This is a genomic window from Pseudomonas sp. 1, assembly GCF_056626735.1.
Genome location: NZ_JBWXMQ010000026.1, coordinates 1 through 21,518, shown reverse-complemented (window position 1 = coordinate 21,518; position 21,518 = coordinate 1). Strand labels below are relative to the sequence as shown.

The window sequence follows — 21,518 nt, the reverse complement described above, 5'->3', positions numbered from 1 at the left end:
GGTGATCCGCACAATTCAGTGAGGCGGGGATGATATCACACGCATTTTTACCCCGATAAACATGACTTCAAGCCAGCCCTTGATCAAGTCGGTTAAGATACGCCGCTAATGATGGGGAGCCCGATAATGCAATCGATTGATCACAGCACCTACGAGGCACTGCGCGCCGGTGCACACGTACTGGAAGCCGACGGCTCCGGTGACAAGGTGCTTCGATTGGCCGATGGATGCATGCTCAAGCTGTTCCGTCGCAAACGCCTGCTCAGTTCGGCACTGTTCTATCCGTACGCACAACGCTTTGCCGACAACACCAGAGCACTGGAACAGCGCGGCGTTCTTTGCCCAAAAGTCATCGCTGTATACCGCATCCCGAGTATCGAGCGCGACTGCGTTTATTACAGTCCACTGGCGGGCAAGACCGTGCGCCAGCTGCAAGGCTCCAGCGAAGGGACGGACACACTTAGATTTCAACTGGGCGCGTATTTCGCGCAATTGCACGAGAAAGGTGTGTACTTCCGATCGCTGCACTTCGGCAACGTCGTGCTGACCCCGGACAACCAATTGGGCCTGATCGATATCGCCGACCTGCGCTGCCAGAAGCGCGCACTCAGCGACAGCAAACGCCTGCGCAACTTCGCCCACTTGCTGCGTTACAAGGAAGACCGGCAATGGTTGCTGGGGGAAGACGCCGGCGATACGTTTATCGAGGGTTACCGGCAGGCCCTGCCGAGCAACCGGCAGGCACCTCTGATCTCGCGCCTGCGCCCGCTGCTGGGTTGAGCCTTAGCGGCCGATGACCACCACCGTGGCACCTTTGCGATTGGCGAAATGCTCGATGACGCGCAGCTTGTGCGCCGCCAGCCACTCGTTCAGCCATGGTTCGTCACCCTTTGCTTCAATGACGAAATAACGAAAGTCACTGGCATGAGCTGCCGACATGGCTTCTTCCTGAGTCAGAACAGGCATTACATAGCCGCGACCGGCGTAGTAGCTGATCCGCCCATCCTCGAAGTAAGTCGGCGCACCCGGCTCGACGTGGGAGGACATCCAGCGTCCCGCCTCGACATAGTGGGTTTTGCCGGCCCCAGTGGAAATGACGTTGGCCAGCATCACCAGCAACCCTACGATCACCAGCCCCTTGCCCCATCGCGGAAACTCGCGGACAAACGCTGCCAGCCCCATCGCCAGCACCGGCACAAACAGAAGATTCAGGAAGCTCAGGTAGCGTGTATTCATGAACTGCTGCTTGATGAAAAACAGCACCAGAACAAGCAGGTAACACAGCCCCGCCCAGGCGAAGGGACGGTAGTCGCGCCAGTAAATGCCCAGCACCACCCAGTTGCGACGCAATATGAACGGCACAGCAAAAGGCCCCATCAACTTCACGAAAGTGATGGTCATGGTCGCCAGGATGCCGAAGAAAATGATCCGCCCGGCTTCGTCCTGGGAGTACTTGTTGATGAGTGAATTGGCGAACTGGTCGCATAGCATCTGAAACGACGACAGCACGCCACGAGGTTCAATCATGTCCAGATAGAGCATCACGCGGGCAGACAGAAGCACGCCGGACACCGAGATCACCAACAGACCCAGGATCGGCAACAGTGAAAACTGGAAGAATTGCAGGCGCCGAGTCGAAGACCAGAGATTGGGCAGTTGCCACAATCCCAATGCCACCACCATCAGTAACGCCTCCAGGCGAAACAACGCCGCCGCGACAATCGCCAGATGAATGAGAGCAGCACGCAACCAGCCGCCTCGCGTCTGCCAGCGAAACGCGAGCCACAGCGCAAGCGTGCAAAAAAACCAGAAACCGCACTCACGAATGATGTCGTTACGAAAGGCATTGACCGCAGGCATTGCCAGCACCACCAGACAAGCCCAGCGAGTGATGTGGGGGGTACGCTGGCGGATGCAATCAACCATCAACGCGCTGGTGCCGGCAAAAAACAGTCCGCACCAGAGATAGGCACTCAGCTCCAGTGGCAGATGAAGGACGGCATGGGTGCCCGCCAGAAGAAAGGAAAACCAGGGCCAATCGAACGCTGCCCACGCCACATTGGGCCCATGTTCGGTGACTTGCTGCGCAATATCGATGTACAGCGCCGCATCACGCCCGACGGTTGCAGTACCCATGACTGCGATCAACGAGAGCAGAACACTGCCCCAAAATGCCAGCCAAACTGGGTATTCGTCGATGATTCTGGAGACTCGAGTTCCCACTTTACTGCCCGTACCTTTCACCCAGCCACCTCATCGACACTCGTTACCAGGGACGCGCCAGTTCACCGCGAACCATTTACCGAAACAGCAACCGCAAAGCCTTGCGAGTGTATGACCAGCGCGAGAACGTGCGCCAGTCTGCACGCAACGCCTGAAAATAGAACCCTTTGGCCAGAGCGTATTCGCCGTGAGAGTAACAATCACGAAACAACGACAGGCAGCGCTGCGCCAGAAACGCCTGACGAAGGTCAAGCATCTCTTCAGGCATGCGTCGACTGGAGAACACTTCACTCACAACCTGCTCTGTACCGGCGGCAAGGCTTTGACGCAAATTATGTCGCATGCTGTCAGCATGCTTGTAGATAAGGGCCAGAGGCTTGTCCAGAACGCTGCACGGGAAACGCGCCAGCACTTGGGCAAACACTGGCAGATCCTCGACGTTGCGCAAATGCTCAGGATACGTGCCAGGAACGAACACTTCGCGATGCATCGCGCAGGCCCCGTTGGAAATCGACACGGTCTTGTCCAGCAGGTAGCCCTGTAATCGCTGCCGGGGGGTTAAAGGCAGAGGCTTGGCTGGCTGCAGGCTGTGCCTGCCATCAGCAAACACCGACCAATGGGCACCAATGACCATCATGGTTTGAGGGTTACTGGCAATATGCTCCGAAAGCGCAGCCAGCGCGCCGGGCGCCATTTCGTCGTCGGAGTCGAGGAAAATCAGATATTGCCCGCTCGTCTCCTCAAGCCCGCGATTGCGCACGGTAGACAACCCGCCATTGCTTTTGCGCAACGCACGAAAACGCCCGCCATGCTCGAGCAGAAGCCTCTCCACTACCTCAGGCGTCTCATCCGTCGACCCATCGTCGATGACCAACAGATCCGCCGCAGCCTCATCCAACTGCGCCAACACCGACTCCACTGCACGAGGCAGCGTTCGTGCGTAGTTGTAAACCGGAATAACGACGCTGATCAGTGTCTCAGTCAAGACCGTATCCCTTCACACCCTCTTTAACGACCAGAATATCTTCCATGATCAGGTACTGCAGATCCGAGCCGAAGAACATGTTCAGGGCATCGGTCGGCGAGCAGATCATCGGTTCACCACGGCGGTTGAGCGAGGTGTTCAGGGACACGCCGTTGCCGGTCAGCACTTCCAGCGCCTTCATCATGTCGTAGTAGCGCGGGTTGTATTCGCGCTTGAGCACCTGGGCCCGGGACGTACCGTCTTCGTGGACGACTTCCGGCACGCGGGTCTTCCACTCTTCCGCCACTTCGAAGGTGAAGGTCATGAACGGCGCCGGGTGATCGATCTTGATCATCTGTGGCGCAACGGTGTCGAGCATCGACGGGCAGAAAGGCCTCCAGCGCTCGCGGAACTTGATCTGGTGGTTGATGCGATCAGCCACGCCAGCCACGCTCGGGCAACCGATGATCGAACGACCACCCAGTGCACGCGGACCGAATTCCATGCGGCCCTGGAACCAGGCCACCGGGTTGCCATCGACCATGATTTTGGCAATCTGCTCCGGCATGTTGTCGAGCTTGCGCCAGGTCGGCTTGTTCTCGTGACGGGCGCACGCGGCGATCACGTCTTCGTTGCTGTACGACGGGCCGAGGTAGACGTGTTCCATCTTCTCGACCGGCACGCCACGGGCGTTCGACACATAGGCTGCTGCGCCGACTGCAGTGCCGGCATCGCCGGAAGCAGGCTGCACGAACAGCTCCTTGACGTCGTCACGGGCGATGATTTTCTGGTTGAGCTTGACGTTCAACGCACAGCCACCGGCGTAGGCCAGCTTGCCGGTTTCCTTGAGCACGTCGCCCAGGTAGTAGTCGATCATCTGCAGCGCGATTTTTTCGAACAGCGCCTGAATGCTGGCGGCGTAGTGGATGTACGGCTCGTCGGCGATGTCGCCCTCGCGCTTCGGACCCAGCCACTCGATCAGCTTCGGCGAGAAGTAGTAACCCTTGCCCTTCTCTTTATAGCGACGCAGGCCGATCACGTTGGCGTAGTCAGTGTTGATCACCAGCTCGCCGTTCTCGAACGAGGCCAGACGCGAGAAATCGTATTTGCTGGCGTCGCCGTATGGCGCCATGCCCATGACCTTGAACTCACCGTCGAGCATGTCGAAACCGAGGAACTCGGTGATCGCGCCATACAGGCCGCCAAGGGAGTCCGGATCGAAGAATTCCTTGATCTTGTGGATCTTGCCGTTTTCGCCATAACCGAAGAAGGTCGTGGCGTACTCGCCCTTGCCGTCGATGCCGAGGATCGCGGTTTTCTCTTTGAAACCCGAGCAGTGGTAGGCGCTGGAAGCGTGGGCCAGGTGGTGTTCCACCGGTTCGATCTTGATTTTCTTCGGATCGAAGCCCAGTTGCTCCAGGCACCAGACGATCTTGTTGCGATAGCGCTTGTAGCGACGGTTGCCCATCAGGATCGCGTCGAGCGCGCGATCCGGGGCGTACCAGTAACGTTTGGCGTATTGCCAGCGAGCCTTGCCGAAAATGCTGATCGGGGCGAACGGAATCGCGACCACGTCAACGTCGGACGGCTTGATGCCAGCCTGCTCCAGGCAGAACTTCGCCGATTCGTAGGGCATGCGGTTCTTTGCATGTTTATCGCGTACGAAGCGCTCTTCCTCAGCCGCCGCGACCAGCTTGCCGTCGATGTACAAGGCTGCTGAAGGATCATGGCTAAGGGCGCCGGACAGGCCAAGAATCGTCAATGCCACAGGGGTCTAGCCTCTTTAGTCTGCATTCAGGCGCGATGCGCCTTGAAAAATGATGTGCCCCCGCACCGGGCGAGAGACAGCTAAAGGGCGGGATTATAGCTTAAAAGCGCCGACAAACCTCTAGCGGAACTGGCCGGCCGGTGCGTTGACACTCAAGCAGCGTCGACATAGACTCCAGCACAAATGGACTGGGAGATCCCGGTCGGCGCTAATGCCTCGGTGAGATCATCGGGGCTTTTCGCTTTCTGGGGATGGGAAAAGCTTCAAACCCCAATTCTCGAAACCCTCTCCAACTTTGCTCCGCCCCCCGCTGCAATAGAACTTGCGCTTAAGCACGTCAAAAGCACGGTTTCCCTGACCCGCCCTCAAAAAACTCATGCCAATGGGCCTCGCAACAAGATCGGCTAGCTGCAGGCCGGTGGAGTTCACCTGTTTGGTTGCAAAAACGATGTCTAACGGCAGTTGAATACCCCATCGATTCGCCCCACCACACATCCTGCGAAACTCCAACTCAAGCTCGTTATCCTCTCGCTTTCCTCGACGCTCGAAAATCACATGCGTCAGCGCCCCCTGCTGATTCTTCTCTTGCAAAAACTCGTAGAGCGTTTCCAGACAAAAGCCGAGAGCAAGGTGATAAGGATTGTGTCCCGTGCCTTGTTTTTCGCGGAGGGAAGCCTTGTCTACGACGCAACTGATCAAAACAAAGTTGCTGGCTTCAATGATGCAAGTCAGCTCCTCAAGAAAAGCATTTTTGTGATCTCTGGACATGAAGAGACCAGAAAACGATCCTTTTTCTTTACGAATTTCGAGTTCATGCAGACCGATCAGATCGTGCCCCATATGTGCAAACTTGAATTTCTGTAGAGCAGGAATGACTTTCTCGCAGTAATGCCTTTTATGAAAGGCACAAAACGCGAGCACGAAGACTGGATAGTTGGGATCCAGTGTCTGCATTCCGTGATCACCGCTCTCATCGACATAAACGATGATATCGCTGTATTCACTGATTGGGGACAACGTGATTACCCACGGCCTGATCGCCAATAAACACCGACATTCCCGTCCACCGCCTGGCGATAGATCGTATACGGCAGGCAAGCCGTGTCGAAGACGCCGGACAGAGTCAGGTCAAGCAGGAAGACCGGCACCAGAATGCCGGTAGGATCGGGCGGCGCGTGCAGCAGACAGAAATCATGGGCGAGTTCACTGTAGATTCGCGGAATTAACTGACAGTAAGTTTTCTGTTTGCGCAGACAGCGCGTGGCGGCTTCGTCGCCCCGCAACACCGTAACGGCGGTGCCACAGCCGGACAGCGCCAGGGAAAATGCCCCGATAGCGATAGAGGTTTCGATGGTCAAGATTTGCCCTCCGGGTACGTCGGGACAAACTAGCACCGGGGTTTTGCGAGGGGTAGTTCATGGGTTCTGGCAAGGCTGTAGGAGAAATCACAAGGATTTGTCACCACGAACCTCGCCAGATTTTTATTACAGAAATGTCTTATGCTCAGGCGAAAACAATCACGCAGCGTCCAATGCATCCTTGGGCAAACGCTGATCAATCACCCGATACAACGCACTGCTCTCGGGCCAGTTGCGCATGAAGCGCGCGCGATCCCGGGCATAGGCCGGAGCAAAGCTGCCCGCCGAGCCGTGCTGGCACATCGAATCCAGATCGATCAGCGCCCAGCGATCTTCCTGCCAGAACAGGTTGTGTCCCTTGAAGTCGCCATGGCTGATGCGCTCGGCAATCAACCGCGCAAACAACTGATCCAGCGCCTGCAACTCGGCTTCCGGCGCCTCGCCGCTTTCGACGTACGGCGCAAAGCGCTCGATGATGTCCGGCCCGGCCAGGTATTCGGTGATCAGATACGCCTTGCTGCGCAACCAGAAAAACCGGGTTTCCAGCACCGCCAGCGGTTTGGGCGTGGCGATGCCGAGGAATGCCAGGCGATTGCCTTCGCGCCAGGAATGCCAGGCGCGGCTCGGACGCCAGAAGCGCTTGAGCCAATGGGCAAAATTCTTGATGTTGTAACGCTTGATCACCAGCGCACGCCCGGCAACCTCGACCTTGCCGACACTGGCCGCGCCACCGGTCTTGTACAGATGGCCCTGATCGAGCAGGGCATCGGCCTGCTCCAGCACCGGCAGCATCGCGGGCTCTTCCTCACGGCGAATCGAGCGCAGACCAAATGCACCACGCTTGACGCTGAACAGCGTGCATTCACGACCGACCTTGATCAGGTAGTCCTTCAAGCGCCAGGCGCGCACCTTGTCGATCTGCTTTTGCAGGGCTTCCAGCGGCAGCGCGTGTTCGCTGTTGCTCAGCAGGTAATACACCAGCAATTCTTCGGTGAACGGCTCGAGCGACTTGGGCAACTGAGCGAAGAACACCCCGAGATTTTCCAGCACTTTCTGCCGGGACAACGGCTGGCCGGCGGTTTCCACACAGATGCCGGCACCATCGATCAGATACAGCTGGCCGCCATGGCGCAGCAGATTGTCCAGGTGCAGGTCTTCCTGCCACAGGCCTTTGCCGTGCAACTGACCGATGGCGCCCAGGGCCTCGGCCAGCACCGCCGATTGCTCGTCGGCCAGCACCGGCAAGGATTCGACCTTGTTCCAGGCATCGCCCAGGCTTTCGGCGCCTTCGAGGAACTCGAACAGCAGCCAGCCGCCCTCACCATCCTTCAGCCCATCGGCCAGCAGCAACGGCGTGGTCATGCCCTGAGCGGCGAGCAGTTTCACACCTTCCAGTTCACGCTGAAAGTGCCGCGCAGCCTTATTGCCGACCAGCAACTTGGCCAGCACCGGACGCCCGCGCCACACACCGGCACCCACATAACGCTGACCCGGCAACACCCGCAGCAGACTGAGCAATTGCAAATCGGCAGCGCCCGCCGCATCGGCCAGCGACACCGTCAGCGGCAGGCTCGGCGTGCGCCCGGCGTTTTTCAAGTCCGACAGCTGCATCAACGGGTCTCCTTGTGACTGCGCCGCGCGGTCAGTCGCGTGATCCAGCTGTCGACCAGCGAGCTGTCTGTCGATTGATCGAGATACGCCGCCAGCAGCTCACGCAATTGCGCTTCGCTCCACTCTGGCGCACGACGCTGCAGCGGCTCCAGATCCTTGACCCGGTCACGCATACCGAACCACAGGGGCCGGTTTTTTTCCAGGTCGATCAACTGCGCCTGATAGCCATCGCCTTCGGCGCGCAAGAATATGTGCTTGGGATAGAAGCAGCCGTGCACCTGACGCATACCATGAAGATGACGCGCCAACAGGCCACAAGACTTGAGAATCGCCGATTGCTGCGCGGCATCGAGGTCCGACCAGCGCTTCAACAACGAGTCGAGATCGTCCCAGCCATCCAGCGCGCGGGTCAGCAGGATCGCACGGACCTCGCCATTGACCTTGCGCTCACCGAAGAACGCCGCCTGCAACGCCGGAATACCAAGTTTGTTGTAACGACTGATGTTGCGAAATTCCCGGGCGAACGTCGGCTCGCCGAACGGCGCGTGCAACGTGCGGGTCAGGTAATTGCACTGGCGCTTGAGGTAATAGGCATGCCCTTCCAGCTCCAGACGGAACACGCTGCTCCAGCCGCCACCGTCGGTGTTGGGCTCATCCACGGCCTCGAGTTGCTTGGACCACAGCGCATCGAACGTGCCGAGACCGTGGCGCTCCAGCAGCGCACGGTCTTCAGTGGCCAGAAAATCAGTCATTCGCGTCCCTCGAAAAATCTCACCACGTGGCGAATCCGTTGCTTGTCGGCGGCATTCAGCCGATCACGTCCACGATATTGCAGGTAGAAGCGCAGGCGCTGGGTGTTCGACAGGTGATACTTGGCCACCTTGTCGAGACAGGCCAGATCCTTGGTGATCCGGTACTTGAGCCAGAAGCCGCGCCAGAAATCGCCGTTCGGGCAGTCAATCAGATACAGCTGCGCCTGATCGTCGATCAGCAGATTGCGCCACTTCAGATCGTTATGGGTGAAGCGGTGGTCGTGCATGACGCGGGTATAACCGGCCAATTGCCGGCTGACGCCGTCGACCCAGGCACGATCCTTGAGCTTGGGATCGTTGCGTTCGGCCAGCGCCGACAGATCTTCGGTGCGCGGCAGTTCACGGGTGATCATCGCCCCGCGATCGTAAGCCATGCCATTGCGCTCCAGGCCCCACGCCACTACTTCGGCGGTAGGAATGCCCCACTTGGCGAAGCGTTTGAGGTTCTGCCATTCCATCTTCACCCGGGGTTTGCCCAGATAACGCCGCAAGCCTTTGCCGGCGCCGACGTAGCGCTTGACGTAATAGTTGACGCCATTGAACTGCACGCGAATGACCTCGGACAATGGATCGCGGGTCAGGCGCTCGCCTTGAAGGGCAAAGACCGCTTCGAGGCTACCGAAATGCTGCGCAAGCTCACTGTACTCAGGCTCCAGATTCCAACCCGCCATCAGAGCGCATCCCCGTAACGTTGCTTGCGCGCATAGAGCTTGTTGGCCTTGCCTTCGAGCCAGCTCAGCAACGGCGCTTCTTCGGCCAGGATCTGGCGCAGCGGTTGCTGGAAGTAACCCTTGAGGAAACGCAGCTTGTCACGTCGGGTCAGGCCGATGTCCAGCGCGGAAAAGTACAACGCCGCCAGATCCTTGTTGCGCCAGCGCCGGGTGATCGCCGGACGGGTCTGGGCACGGTGCAGGTCGATCACCGAGAGTTTGAAATCTTCGGGAGTCACCGGTTTGTCGGTGTGCAGCAGAAAGTGGCAGATGTAGCAGTCGCGGTGATTGACGCCGGCGCGATGCATCATGCCGGTCATGCGCGCAACCTCGGCGATCAGCGCCCGCTTGAGTTTCGGCTGCGGCGGTTGCTTGACCCAGTCGATGCTGAAGTCTTCAAGGCTGATGGTCGGCGCCAGCTCTTCGGTGACGATGAACGAGTGCTGATCCGCCGGGTTGCTGCCCTTTTCGCCATACGCGACGGCGGTCATGGTCGGCACGCCGACTTCCTGCAAACGCTGGATGGCTTTCCATTCCTGACCCGCGCCGAGCACCGGCAGTTTGGCGGTCAGCAGGTTCTTGAAGATCTCGCCCCAACCGATGCCCCGGTGGATCTTGACGAAAAAGCCATTGCCGTCGACTTCCGTGCGCAACGTCCGGCGGGCTTCCAGCTCGCGGTACACCTCGCCCTGCAAGCCCTCGACTTCCACGAACGCATCGCGGCCAGCCCACAGGCTCTTGAACGGTTCAGCCAGCATCAACTTCATTTAAGCGTGCTCCGCCAGAATCACATCGGCCGCGTGCTGCGGCATGCTGTACAGGTCGGCCGTCTCGGCGAAGGCCAGACCGTTGCGGCTCCAGGCCGCCCGTGCAGCGTCGTCGTTCAACATGTCAGTCAGGTATTGCGTCAGTTGTGCCTGATCGAACGGTTCGTCCAGCACTCGCCCGGCATCGGCCTCGGCGATGTAATGGGCATAACCGCAGACCGCGCTGACCAGCACCGGCAACCCGGCGACCAGCGCTTCAAGCAATACCGTGCCGGTGTTTTCGTTGTACGCCGGGTGGATCAACAAGTCGGCGCCGAGCAGGAAACGCGGGATATCGCTACGCCCCTTGAGGAACGTCACGTTGTCGCCCAGACCCAGTGTTGCACTCTGCATCTGGAACAATTTGGGGTCATCCTGGCCGATTACAAACAGCCGGGTGCGTTTCTTCAGCTCGGCAGGCAGTGCGGCCAGCGCTTTCAGGCTGCGATCGACGCCCTTGGTCTTGAACCCGGAGCCGATCTGCACCAGCAGCAGCTCGTCGTCCTTGAGGTTGAATTCGGCGCGGAAACCGGCGCGAATCTCATCGGCATCCGCCGGACGGCGGCGATCCTGGGCGATGCCCGGCGGCAGCAGATGGAAGCGTTCCAGCGGCGTGTCGTAATGCTTGATGAACAGCGGTTGCTGCACTTCGGAAATCATCAACACTTCGGTCTTCGCGTCTTTGGCGAACACCGCGCGCTCGTACTCGGCGAAGTGGCGGTAGCGGCCCCAGCGGCGATACAGGGAATTGCGCAGGTTCTGCGCCTTGTCTTCGAAGCAGCCGTCGGCGGCGTAGTAGACGTCCAGCCCCGGCATCTTGTTGAAGCCGATCAGGCGATCCACCGGGCGCCTGGCCAGGTCCGCTGCCATCCAGGCGCTGAGCTTTTCATTGCGGCGGTGGTTGAAGAACGCCTTGACCGGCGCCACCAGCACTTCGAAGCCGGGCGGCACGTCGCCTTCCCAGATCAGGGTGTAGACGCGGATCTGGTGTCCGCGCTTCTGGCATTCGAGAGCGATGCGCATGAAATCGCGCTGCAAACCGCCGAACGGGAAATATTTGTACAGGACAAAAGCCAATTGCATCAGCGCAGCTCCTCAGCCATCAACAACGTGCTCAGTCGGCTGGCCACACGCTCGGGATTCAGACGCGTGAAGCACAGGGGCCACTCGCGTTTCAGGTCAAACTGACGGGCATCCTGCGCGGTCGGTTGATACGTACATTTCTTTTGCAGGCACGGCGCGCACGGGAAATCGCTGCCCAGGTGAATCTGCAGCTTGCCGTAGGCGCCGGTCAGGCCCGGGTTGGTCGGGCCGAACAGCGAAATCGTCGGCACATCCAGTGCCGCGGCCAGATGGCCGAGACCGGTGTCCACCGCAACGCAGGCCTGGGCCCCGGCCAGCACCTTGCCGACCCCGGCCAGGTTCAGCTTCGGCAGCACTTCGGCATGTTTGAAACCGGCGGCGATACGCTCGGCCCGTGCCTTTTCCAGCGGGTTGCCCCACGGCAGCCTGATGCCGACGCCGAGGTAGCCGACCCGTTCGGTCAGCTCGCGCCAGTAGGCTTCCGGCCAGTGCTTGGTGTCCCAGGTGGTGCCGTGGAGGAACACCACGTAAGCATTCTTGCGCGGCAACTCGACCAGACGCTCGACGTTGAGACCGTAATCGCCCAGGCCTTTGGGCAAGTCGTAACCCAAGGCGATAGCGAACAACTGACGCACGCGCTCGACGGCGTGCTGACCACGGGCCACCGCCAGTTTGCGGTCATAAAAGCGCGCGGCAATCGGCTCGCGGGCCGAGCCCTTGTCGAGACCAGCCACCGGGGCTTTGACATAGCGGGTCAGCCAGGCGCTTTTCAGCAGGCCCTGAGCGTCGATCACCAAGTCATATTTGTTCGCCCGAACGGACTGCTTGAAGCGTTTCCACTCACCGCTCTTGATGGTTTGCCAGATGTTTTTGCGCCAGCGACGGATCGCCACCGGAATCACTTTGCCTACGGCCGGGTGCCAGGTCGGAATCTCGGCGAAACCTTCTTCCACCACCCAGTCGAACTTGATCCCGGGAATGGCCCGGGCGGCATCGGTCAGCGCCGGCAACGCGTGAATCACGTCGCCCAGCGATGAAGTCTTGATCAGCAATACCCGCAAGTTAATGAACCTCGACCACAGAGCCCTGCAAACGCTGCAAGGCATCGTTGACCGCGTCCGGCATCAGCTGGCGCAGGCAGTTGTAATGGCCGAAGCGGCAGGTGCGGTCGAAGCAAGGGCTGCAATCGAGGCCCAGACGGACGATTTCCACATGCTCGGCCAACGGCGGGGTGAAACCCGGCGAGGTCGACCCGTAGACCGCCACCAAAGGACGATTCAGCGCAGCGGCCACGTGCATCAGGCCGGAATCGTTGGAGACGACCGAGTCGGCGCAGGACATCAGGTCGATGGCCTCGGCCAGCGAAGTGCCGCCGCTGAGGTTCACGGACTCTTCGCGCAAGCCCGGAATCAACCGCGCGCGGATGTCTTCGCCCACGGCGTGATCGTTCTTCGAGCCGAACAGCCAGACCTGCCAGCCTTCGCGAATCCGCGCCTCGGCGACCTTGGCGTAATGCTCGGACGGCCAGCGTTTGGCTTCACCGAATTCGGCGCCGGGGCACAACACCAGCACCGGGCGGTCGAGGGTCAGACCGAACTTGGCCAATGCAGCCTCGCGGGTCACCGGATCGATTTGCAGACTCGGACGCGGATAGGGTTTCGGCAGTTCGGCATTCGGTTCAAAGGCCAGCGCCATGAAACGCTCGATCATCAGCGGATAACGTTCTTTATCCAGCGTGCGCACATCATTGAGCAGGCCGTAGCGGAATTCGCCGCGCCAGCCGGTGCGTTTCGGGATGCCGGCGAAGAACGGCACCAGCGCCGACTTCAGCGAGTTCGGCAGCAGGATCGCCTGGTCGTACTGGCCTGCCAGGGATTTGCCAATCCGCCGACGGGTCGCCAGCTCCAGCGCGCCGTGGCCGAGCGGGAAGCTCAAGGCCTTGCGCACTTCGGGCATGCGTTCGAGGATCGGCCGGCTCCACTCCGGGGCCAGCACGTCGATTTCGCACTGCGGGTGGCGCTGCTTGAGACACTGAAACAGTGTCTGCGCCATCACCATGTCACCGACCCAACTGGGCCCAACGATCAGAATTTTCATGTGGTTTCCATAAACGAACCGGGGAGGCTTTACGCCTCCCCGTCTCGAGAATCAGCTTAGCCCCAGCTCATGCCAGATCCGCATCACCTGCCGCCGTTCGTCCGCGAACTGATCGCCCGGTATCACCCCGGCGTCCTTCTGCAAGGCCTGCCGGTGGGCGGCGGAACGATAGGCCTTGTAGGCCTCGCGCAACAGGCTGGCGTCTTCGGCAGGCATCAGCCCCTCGTGCTCCAGCTCTTCCAGAATGCGGATATTGTCCGTCCAGCGCAGCAACGGCGGGTGGGTCTGCGACCACGCCAGGGCCGCGTATTGCACCATAAATTCAATATCGACGATACCTCCGGCGTCCTGCTTGAGGTCGAACGGCGCCGTGGCCTCGAAGGCATTCGCCCCGGTGCCGGCGGCGGTGCTCTTGCTGCCGAGGTTGTCGCGCATCTTGGCACGCATCTCGCTCACTTCCTGTTGCAGCTTCGTCAGATCCCGCGCCTTGCCCAGCACCTGGGCCCGGACGTTCTCGAAGGCCTGCCCGACATCCTTGCTGCCCACCAGCACCCGCGCCCGCACCAGGGCCTGATGCTCCCAGGTCCAGGCTTCATTTTCCTGATAGCGCGCAAACGCGCCGAGCGAACTGACCAGCAGCCCCGACGCCCCGGAAGGACGCAGACGCATGTCCACTTCGTACAACTGACCGGAGTTGGTCTGCGCCGTCAGCAGGTGGATGATCCGCTGGCCGAGCCGGGTGAAGAACTGCGCGCCATCGATGGGCTTCGGCCCATCGGTTTCGGCCTGCTGGTCGCCATCGTGGATGAACACCAGATCCAGATCCGAACCATGCCCCAACTCGATCCCGCCGACTTTCCCATAACCGACAATGATGAAGCCGGGATCGCACAGCGTGCCATCGGTGCGCAGTGGCGTGCCGTACTTGGCCACGGTCTGGCGCCAAGCCAGGGCCAGCACTTGCTCCAGAATCGCCTCGGCCAGCCAGGTCAGGTAATCGCTGACTTTCATCAACGGCAAACTGCCGGCGATTTCCGAGGCGGCGACGCGCAAGCGGTGCGCCAGCTTGAAATGACGCAGGGCTTCCATCTGTTGTTCGAGGTCGTCTTCCGGGATCCGGGTCAGGCGCTCACGCAACTCGGCGGCCAGTTCCGGCGCCAGCGGCGGTTTGAACAGGCGACCTTCGTTGAGCAGTTCATCGAGCAACAGAGGGAAACGGGTGATCTGCTCGGCGATCCACGGGCTCGCGGCACATAGCGTCAGCAAGCGACGCAGCGCACCGGGGTTTTCCGTCAGCAAGACCAAATAAGCCGAGCGCCGGGCCACGGCCTCGACCAGCGGCAGAACGCGCTCCAGCACCAGATCGGGACTTTCGTGTTCCACCGCCTGAGCCAGCAGGCGCGGAATAAAGGCGTCGAGACGCTCGCGCCCCAGACGTTGCATCGCCCGCAACTGCGGGCTGGCACGCAGGCTCGCCAATGCTTTCAAGGCCTTGGTTGCGTCGGCGAAACCGCCCTCTTCCAGCTGGCGACAGGCCGCCTCTTCGTCCTGAGCCTCTTCCCACAGCGGCAGCCATTCACCGCCGACCACCACTTCGCTCTCGGCGCCTTCGTCCTCATCGGGATCGGCGATCACTTGCGCGAAGTGCCAGGCCACGCGGCCGCGCCAGAACATCAGCTTCTCGTGGAACGCCTCCCAGTCGGCGAACCCGAGCATGAACGCGATACGCGCCTGATCCTGAGCGCTGTCCGGCAGCATCTGGGTCTGACGGTCGGCAATCGCCTGGATCGCGTGTTCGGTGTAACGCAGGAATTCGTAACCTTCGCGCAGTTCGCTGATGACCGCCGGCGGCAGATAGCCCTGCCCTTCGAGCGTGCCCAACACCTTTAATAGAGGGCGCTGTTGCAGACTCAGGTCGCGTCCGCCGTGAATCAGTTGAAAGGCCTGGGCAATGAACTCGACCTCACGGATACCACCGGAGCCAAGCTTGATGTTGTCGGCCATGCCCTTGCGCCGCACTTCCTGCTGGATCAACTGCTTCATGGTGCGCAGCGCTTCGATCGCCGAGAAGTCCAGATAGCGACGGTAAACGAACGGCCGCAGCATCTCCTGCAACTGCTCACCCGCCACCTGATCGCCAGCCACCACCCGCGACTTGATCATCGCGTAGCGTTCCCAGTCGCGGCCTTGGTCCTGGTAATACTGCTCCAGTGCATTGAAGCTCAGCACCAGCGCGCCGGACGAGCCGTACGGGCGCAGGCGCATGTCGACGCGGAACACGAAACCGTCGACGGTGATCGGGTCGAGAGCCTTGATCAGGCGCTGGCCGAGACGGATGAAAAACTCCTGATTATCCAGCGGGCGCTTGACGCCGACGGTTTCGCCGCCTTCGGGGTAGGCGAAGATCAAGTCAATGTCCGAAGACAGGTTCAGCTCGACCGCGCCAAGCTTGCCCATGCCGAGGATGACCATCTGCTGCGGTTCGCCGCTGCGCCGGCCGGTCGGCGTGCCGAACTGGTCGCAATGGCGGCGGTACAACCATTGATAGGCTTGATCGATGCTGGCGTCGGCCATGTCCGAGAGGTCGCGGCAGGTCTGCACCAGATCGGCCTGGCGATTGAGGTCGCGCCAGATGATCCGCACCTGATGCCGGGTGCGCTGACGGCGCAAGACGCGGCCCAGTTCATCTTCGGTCTGTGCGCTGCTGACCGCAGCCGCAATCTGCCCGCACAACTCACCGGGGGCGAACGGCCGGTCCAGCTCGCCGGACTGCACCAGCGACAACAACATCAAAGGGTCACGAACGCTCTGTTCAATGACAAAATCGCTGGCGGCGCTGACGCGGGCGAACTGCGCCCAGCGTTCCGGCGTCCAGGACGAGAAGCCGTGATCGTCTTCCAGCTGACCGACAGCCGCACGGAACGACTGCTCCGATCGGCTGACCAACGGCAGGAGAATGGCGGGCAGTTCGGCAAGCGCGGGCAGGGTCATGGTCTATCCTTGATCGGCGTGTAAATGGCCGCTTGTAGTGATGATTGAAAAACCGCTACGCGAAGGACTGTCGAACAAAAGTGAGAAATAGCTGAAATTTCTTTTTCTTTGGCAGCCAACATCAAACTTTCACCTTTTTCGGATGGCTAAAGACCAACCTTAACGATTATTCTCACAACGCAGTCGGAGGCCACAAGCCTTTCATCTGTAGTTTTACTACTCGTCTATACATTCGAAAGGCTGAAATGCCGGATGATTTGTAGTAAAACTACACGCCGCCGGAACAACCTGTCGGCAATCCAAGAATTTTAAATCGTCTGCCCACAAGGCCAGTCGCAAACTCAGGCAACCGATTCTGGAAGCCTTTCCGCCCTGGAGCAAGCCATGCAAGACCTCGATCCCGTCGAAACCCAGGAATGGCTGGACGCCCTGGAATCGGTTCTCGACAAAGAAGGCGAAGACCGTGCTCACTATCTGATGACCCGTATGGGTGAACTGGCGACCCGCAGCGGTTCGCAGCTCCCTTACGCCATCACCACGCCTTACCGCAACACGATCCCCGTTACCCACGAAGCACGCATGCCTGGCGACCTGTTCATGGAACGCCGCATTCGCTCGCTGGTACGCTGGAACGCGATGGCCATGGTAATGCGTACGAACCTGAAAGATTCTGACCTGGGTGGTCACATCTCCAGCTTCGCTTCCAGTGCGACCCTGTACGACATCGGCTTCAACTACTTCTTCCAGGCCCCGACCGATGAACACGGCGGCGACCTGATCTACTTCCAGGGCCATACCTCGCCAGGCGTTTACGCCCGTGCGTTCATGGAAGGCCGCATCACCGAAGACCAGATGAACAACTTCCGCCAGGAAGTCGACGGTCAGGGCCTGTCGTCCTACCCGCACCCTTGGCTGATGCCTGACTTCTGGCAGTTCCCGACCGTTTCGATGGGTCTGGGCCCGATCCAGGCGATCTACCAGGCTCGCTTCATGAAGTACCTGGAACACCGCGGTTTCATCCAGCCGGGCAAACAGAAAGTCTGGTGCTTCCTGGGCGACGGCGAGTGCGACGAGCCGGAATCCCTGGGCGCCATCTCCCTGGCCGGCCGCGAGAAGCTGGACAACCTGATCTTCGTCATCAACTGCAACCTGCAGCGCCTCGACGGCCCGGTTCGCGGCAACGGCAAGATCATCCAGGAACTCGAAGGCGTGTTCCGCGGTGCCCAGTGGAACGTCAACAAAGTCATCTGGGGCCGTTTCTGGGACCCACTGCTGGCCAAGGACGTCGACGGCATCCTGCAACGTCGCATGGACGAAGTCATCGACGGCGAGTACCAGAACTACAAGGCCAAAGACGGCGCGTTCGTTCGCGAGCACTTCTTCAACACGCCTGAACTCAAGGCGATGGTTGCCGACCTGTCCGACGACGAGATCTGGAAACTCAACCGTGGCGGCCACGACCCGTACAAGGTCTACGCGGCGTACCACCAGGCGGTCAACCACAAGGACCAGCCTACCGTCATTCTGGCCAAGACCATCAAGGGTTATGGCACCGGTGCCGGCGAAGCGAAAAACACCGCGCACAACACCAAGAAAGTCGACGTCGAAAGCCTGAAACACTTCCGTGACCGTTTCGACATCCCGGTCAAGGATGCCGACCTGGAACACCTGCCGTTCTTCAAGCCGGAAGAAGGCAGCGCCGAAGCCCGTTATCTGGCCGAGCGTCGTGCCGCACTGGGCGGTTTCGTTCCGCAGCGTCGTGCGCAGAGCTTCAGCGTGCCGACTCCGGACCTGGACACCCTCAAGGCAATCCTCGACGGTTCCGGCGACCGCGAAATTTCCACCACCATGGCCTTCGTGCGGATCCTCGCGCAGCTGGTCAAGGACAAGGAAATCGGCCCGCGCATCGTTCCGATCATCCCGGACGAAGCCCGTACCTTCGGCATGGAAGGCATGTTCCGTCAGCTGGGCATCTACTCGTCCGTCGGCCAGCTCTACGAGCCAGTCGATAAAGACCAGGTGATGTTCTACAAGGAAGACCAGAAAGGTCAGATCCTTGAAGAAGGCATCAACGAAGCGGGCGCCATGAGCTCCTTCATCGCTGCCGGTACTTCGTACTCCAGCCACAACCAGCCAATGCTGCCGTTCTACATCTTCTACTCGATGTTCGGCTTCCAGCGTATCGGCGACCTGGCCTGGGCTGCCGGCGACAGCCGCACCCGTGGCTTCCTGATCGGCGGCACCGCCGGCCGCACCACCCTGAACGGTGAAGGCCTGCAGCACGAAGACGGTCACAGCCACCTGCTGGCTGCCACCATCCCGAACTGCCGCACCTACGATCCGACCTACGGCTACGAGCTGGCGGTGATCATTCAGGACGGCATGAAGAAGATGACTGAAGAGCAACAGGACATCTTCTATTACATCACCGTGATGAACGAGTCGTACCAGCAGCCAGCCATGCCGGCCGGTGCCGAAGAAGGCATCAAGAAAGGCATGTACCTGCTCGAAGAAGACACCCGCGACGCGGCGCACCACGTACAGCTGATGGGCTCCGGCACCATCCTGCGTGAAGTCCGTGAAGCGGCGAAGATCCTGCGTGAAGAGTTCAACATCGGTGCCGACGTATGGAGCGTTACCAGCTTCAACGAACTGCGTCGCGACGGCCTGGCCGTAGAGCGCAGCAACCGTCTGAAACCAGGCCAGAAGCCTAAGCGCAGCTACGTCGAAGAGTGCCTGAGCGGCCGTAAAGGTCCGGTCATCGCCTCTACCGACTACATGAAACTGTTCGCCGAGCAGATCCGTCAGTGGGTACCGTCCAAGGAATTCAAAGTCCTGGGCACCGACGGTTTCGGCCGCAGCGACAGCCGCAAGAAACTGCGTCATTTCTTCGAAGTCGACCGTCATTTCGTGGTGTTGGCAGCCCTGGAAGCACTGGCTGACCGTGGTGATATCGAACCTAAAGTCGTGGCCGAGGCCATTACCAAGTTCGGTATCGACCCGGAAAAACGCAACCCACTGGACTGCTGAGGAGAAACTCTGTGAGCGAACTCATTCGCGTACCTGACATCGGCAGCGGTGAAGGTGAAGTAATCGAACTGTTTGTGAAGGTCGGCGACCGTATCGAAGCCGACCAGAGCATCCTGACTCTGGAATCGGATAAGGCCAGCATGGAAGTGCCGGCCCCGAAGGCCGGTGTCATCAAGAGCCTGAAAGTGAAGTTGGGTGATCGCCTGAAAGAAGGCGACGAACTGCTGGAACTGGAAGTCGAGGGCGCCGCGCAAGCGGCCCCTGCTCCGGCTGCCGCTCCCGCCGCCAAGGCTGAAGCTGCACCGGCTGCCGCGCCTGCTGCTGCCGCGCCAGCCGCTGCCCCTGCTGCCGCTTCGGTTCAACAAGTGCACGTGCCGGACATCGGCTCGTCGGGCAAGGCCCAGATCATCGAGATCCAGGTCAAGGTCGGCGACAAGGTCGAGGCTGATCAGTCGCTGATCACCCTGGAATCCGACAAGGCAAGCATGGAAATCCCGTCGCCTGCCGCTGGCGTGGTCAAGGCCATCAGCGTCAAGTTGAACGACGAAGTCGGCACCGGCGACCTGATTCTGGATCTGGAAGTGGCGGGTGCTGCGGCCCCTGCTGCCGCCGCTCCGGCCCAGGCTGCTGCTCCAGCCGCTGCCGCAGCGCCGGCGCCTGCCGCCGCGCCAGCCGCACCGGTTGCCGACAGCGTTCAGGACATCCACGTTCCGGACATCGGTTCGGCCGGCAAGGCCAAGATCATCGAAGTATTGGTCAAGGCTGGCGACAGCGTTGAAGCCGATCAGTCGCTGATCACCCTTGAATCCGACAAGGCGAGCATGGAAATCCCGTCGCCTGCCGCTGGCGTGGTGGAAAGCGTTTCCATCAAGCTGGACGACGAAGTCGGCACCGGCGATCTGATCCTCAAGCTGAAAGTCAAAGGCGCCGCTCCGGCTGCTGCCCCGGCTCCAGCTGCCGCCGCTGCTCCGAGCGCTCCGGCGCCAGCCGCTGCTGCTCCGGCTGCCGCTGCACCTGCTGCCGCCGCTCCGGTTGCTGCTCCAGCCAAGCCGGGTGCGAAAGTTCACGCCGGCCCTGCCGTGCGTCAACTGGCTCGCGAATTCGGCGTCGAGCTGAGCGCTGTCGGCGCCAGCGGTCCGCACGGTCGCATCCTGAAAGAAGACGTTCAGACTTACGTCAAAGCCATGATGCAGAAGGCCAAGGAAGCACCGGCCGCTGCCGCTGGCGCAACCGGTGGCGCGGGCATCCCGCCGATTCCGGCCGTCGACTTCAGCCGCTTCGGCGAAATCGAAGAAGTGCCGATGACCCGCCTGATGCAGGTCGGCGCTGCCAACCTGCACCGCAGCTGGCTGAACGTGCCGCACGTGACGCAATTCGACTCGGCGGATATCACCGAGCTGGAAGCGTTCCGCACCGCACAGAAAGCTGTCGCAGAGAAGGCCGGCGTCAAGCTGACCATCCTGCCGCTGCTGCTCAAGTCCTGCGCCCACCTGCTCAAGGAACTGCCGGACTTCAACAGCTCGCTGGCCCCAAGCGGCAAGGCGATCATCCGCAAGAAATACGTGAACATCGGCTTCGCCGTCGACACCCCGGATGGCCTGCTGGTACCGGTCATCAAGAACGTCGACCAGAAGAGCCTGCTGCAACTGGCCGCCGAGGCCGCTTCCCTGGCTGAGAAAGCCCGGACCAAGAAGCTCTCGTCGGACGAGATGCAAGGCGCCTGCTTCACCATTTCCAGCCTCGGCCACATTGGCGGCACCGGCTTCACGCCGATCGTTAACGCGCCGGAAGTGGCGATCCTCGGTGTTTCCAAGGCAACCATCCAGCCAGTCTGGGACGGCAAAGCCTTCCAGCCGAAACTGATGCTGCCACTGTCGCTGTCCTACGATCACCGTGTGATCAACGGCGCCGCTGCTGCACGCTTCACCAAGCGTCTGAGCGACCTGCTGGCGGACATCCGCACCATCCTGCTGTAAAGCGCTCGGCCCTCCGGCAACGGAGGGCCGAGCGTGTCCCACGTTTTCGAGCGCCACACGCTCGTACCTCAACCCCGTCAGTTTGGCGG

At 60.5% G+C, this 21,518-nt stretch carries 16 protein-coding genes; 3 read left to right on the top strand and 13 right to left on the bottom strand.

Annotated features, from left to right (window positions below):
* Window positions 1-126: 126 nt before the first annotated feature.
* Window positions 127-780 carry a lipopolysaccharide kinase InaA family protein gene (locus AC1MDC_RS27025; RefSeq protein WP_085701056.1) on the top strand — a complete coding sequence of 218 codons (654 nt, stop codon included), beginning with the start codon at window positions 127-129 and terminating at the stop codon, window positions 778-780.
* A 3-nt stretch (window positions 781-783) separates the two neighbouring features.
* Here AC1MDC_RS27025 and AC1MDC_RS27020 read toward each other — a convergent pair whose 3' ends face one another.
* From AC1MDC_RS27020 to glnE, 13 genes are all read right to left on the bottom strand, one after another.
* Window positions 784-2,244, bottom strand: coding sequence for a hypothetical protein (locus AC1MDC_RS27020; protein ID WP_480394073.1), 1,461 nt, complete (start codon window positions 2,242-2,244; stop codon window positions 784-786).
* Between the two features lie 55 nt (window positions 2,245-2,299).
* Window positions 2,300-3,208, bottom strand: coding sequence for a glycosyltransferase family 2 protein (locus AC1MDC_RS27015; RefSeq protein ID WP_480394072.1), 909 nt, complete (start codon window positions 3,206-3,208; stop codon window positions 2,300-2,302).
* Entirely contained in the window at window positions 3,201-4,955 is a 1,755-nt protein-coding gene (locus AC1MDC_RS27010; RefSeq protein ID WP_085701059.1) for a carbamoyltransferase family protein, read from the bottom strand. The genes AC1MDC_RS27015 and AC1MDC_RS27010 overlap by 8 nt, the downstream gene beginning before the upstream one ends.
* A 225-nt stretch (window positions 4,956-5,180) precedes the next feature.
* A complete protein-coding gene (locus AC1MDC_RS27005; RefSeq protein WP_227234230.1) occupies window positions 5,181-5,972 on the bottom strand; it encodes a DUF3800 domain-containing protein in 792 nt (263 codons plus the stop codon).
* A gap of 5 nt (window positions 5,973-5,977) precedes the next feature.
* Window positions 5,978-6,313 (bottom strand): YceK/YidQ family lipoprotein, encoded by a 336-nt coding sequence (locus AC1MDC_RS27000; protein WP_085701060.1) that lies wholly within the window; start codon window positions 6,311-6,313, stop codon window positions 5,978-5,980.
* 159 nt (window positions 6,314-6,472) lie between these two features.
* Window positions 6,473-7,924, bottom strand: coding sequence for a lipopolysaccharide kinase InaA family protein (locus AC1MDC_RS26995; RefSeq protein ID WP_480394071.1), 1,452 nt, complete (start codon window positions 7,922-7,924; stop codon window positions 6,473-6,475).
* The gene (locus tag AC1MDC_RS26990; RefSeq protein WP_480394070.1) at window positions 7,924-8,676 is read right to left on the bottom strand and encodes a lipopolysaccharide kinase InaA family protein; all 753 of its coding nucleotides are present in this window, start codon (window positions 8,674-8,676) and stop codon (window positions 7,924-7,926) included. Before AC1MDC_RS26990 ends, AC1MDC_RS26995 begins: the two co-directional genes overlap by 1 nt.
* Complete coding sequence (locus AC1MDC_RS26985) at window positions 8,673-9,407, bottom strand: lipopolysaccharide kinase InaA family protein (RefSeq protein ID WP_227234227.1); 735 nt, start codon at window positions 9,405-9,407, stop codon at window positions 8,673-8,675. The genes AC1MDC_RS26990 and AC1MDC_RS26985 overlap by 4 nt, the downstream gene beginning before the upstream one ends.
* Complete coding sequence (gene rfaP / locus AC1MDC_RS26980) at window positions 9,407-10,213, bottom strand: lipopolysaccharide core heptose(I) kinase RfaP (protein WP_227234225.1); 807 nt, start codon at window positions 10,211-10,213, stop codon at window positions 9,407-9,409. The genes AC1MDC_RS26985 and rfaP overlap by 1 nt, the downstream gene beginning before the upstream one ends.
* Window positions 10,214-11,335, bottom strand: coding sequence for a glycosyltransferase family 4 protein (locus AC1MDC_RS26975; RefSeq protein WP_480394069.1), 1,122 nt, complete (start codon window positions 11,333-11,335; stop codon window positions 10,214-10,216).
* A complete protein-coding gene (waaC, locus tag AC1MDC_RS26970) occupies window positions 11,335-12,396 on the bottom strand; it encodes a lipopolysaccharide heptosyltransferase I (protein WP_085701066.1) in 1,062 nt (353 codons plus the stop codon). Before waaC ends, AC1MDC_RS26975 begins: the two co-directional genes overlap by 1 nt.
* Window position 12,397: 1 nt before the next feature.
* The gene (waaF, locus tag AC1MDC_RS26965) at window positions 12,398-13,432 is read right to left on the bottom strand and encodes a lipopolysaccharide heptosyltransferase II (RefSeq protein ID WP_480394068.1); all 1,035 of its coding nucleotides are present in this window, start codon (window positions 13,430-13,432) and stop codon (window positions 12,398-12,400) included.
* Between the two features lie 51 nt (window positions 13,433-13,483).
* Entirely contained in the window at window positions 13,484-16,423 is a 2,940-nt protein-coding gene (gene glnE, locus AC1MDC_RS26960; protein WP_480394067.1) for a bifunctional [glutamate--ammonia ligase]-adenylyl-L-tyrosine phosphorylase/[glutamate--ammonia-ligase] adenylyltransferase, read from the bottom strand.
* 384 nt (window positions 16,424-16,807) lie between these two features.
* Here glnE and aceE point away from each other — a divergent pair, with 384 nt between their 5' ends.
* The gene (gene aceE, locus AC1MDC_RS26955) at window positions 16,808-19,453 is read left to right on the top strand and encodes a pyruvate dehydrogenase (acetyl-transferring), homodimeric type (RefSeq protein ID WP_085701068.1); all 2,646 of its coding nucleotides are present in this window, start codon (window positions 16,808-16,810) and stop codon (window positions 19,451-19,453) included.
* An 11-nt stretch (window positions 19,454-19,464) separates the two neighbouring features.
* Complete coding sequence (gene aceF / locus AC1MDC_RS26950) at window positions 19,465-21,429, top strand: dihydrolipoyllysine-residue acetyltransferase (protein ID WP_085701069.1); 1,965 nt, start codon at window positions 19,465-19,467, stop codon at window positions 21,427-21,429.
* The last annotated feature ends 89 nt before the right edge of the window (window positions 21,430-21,518 follow it).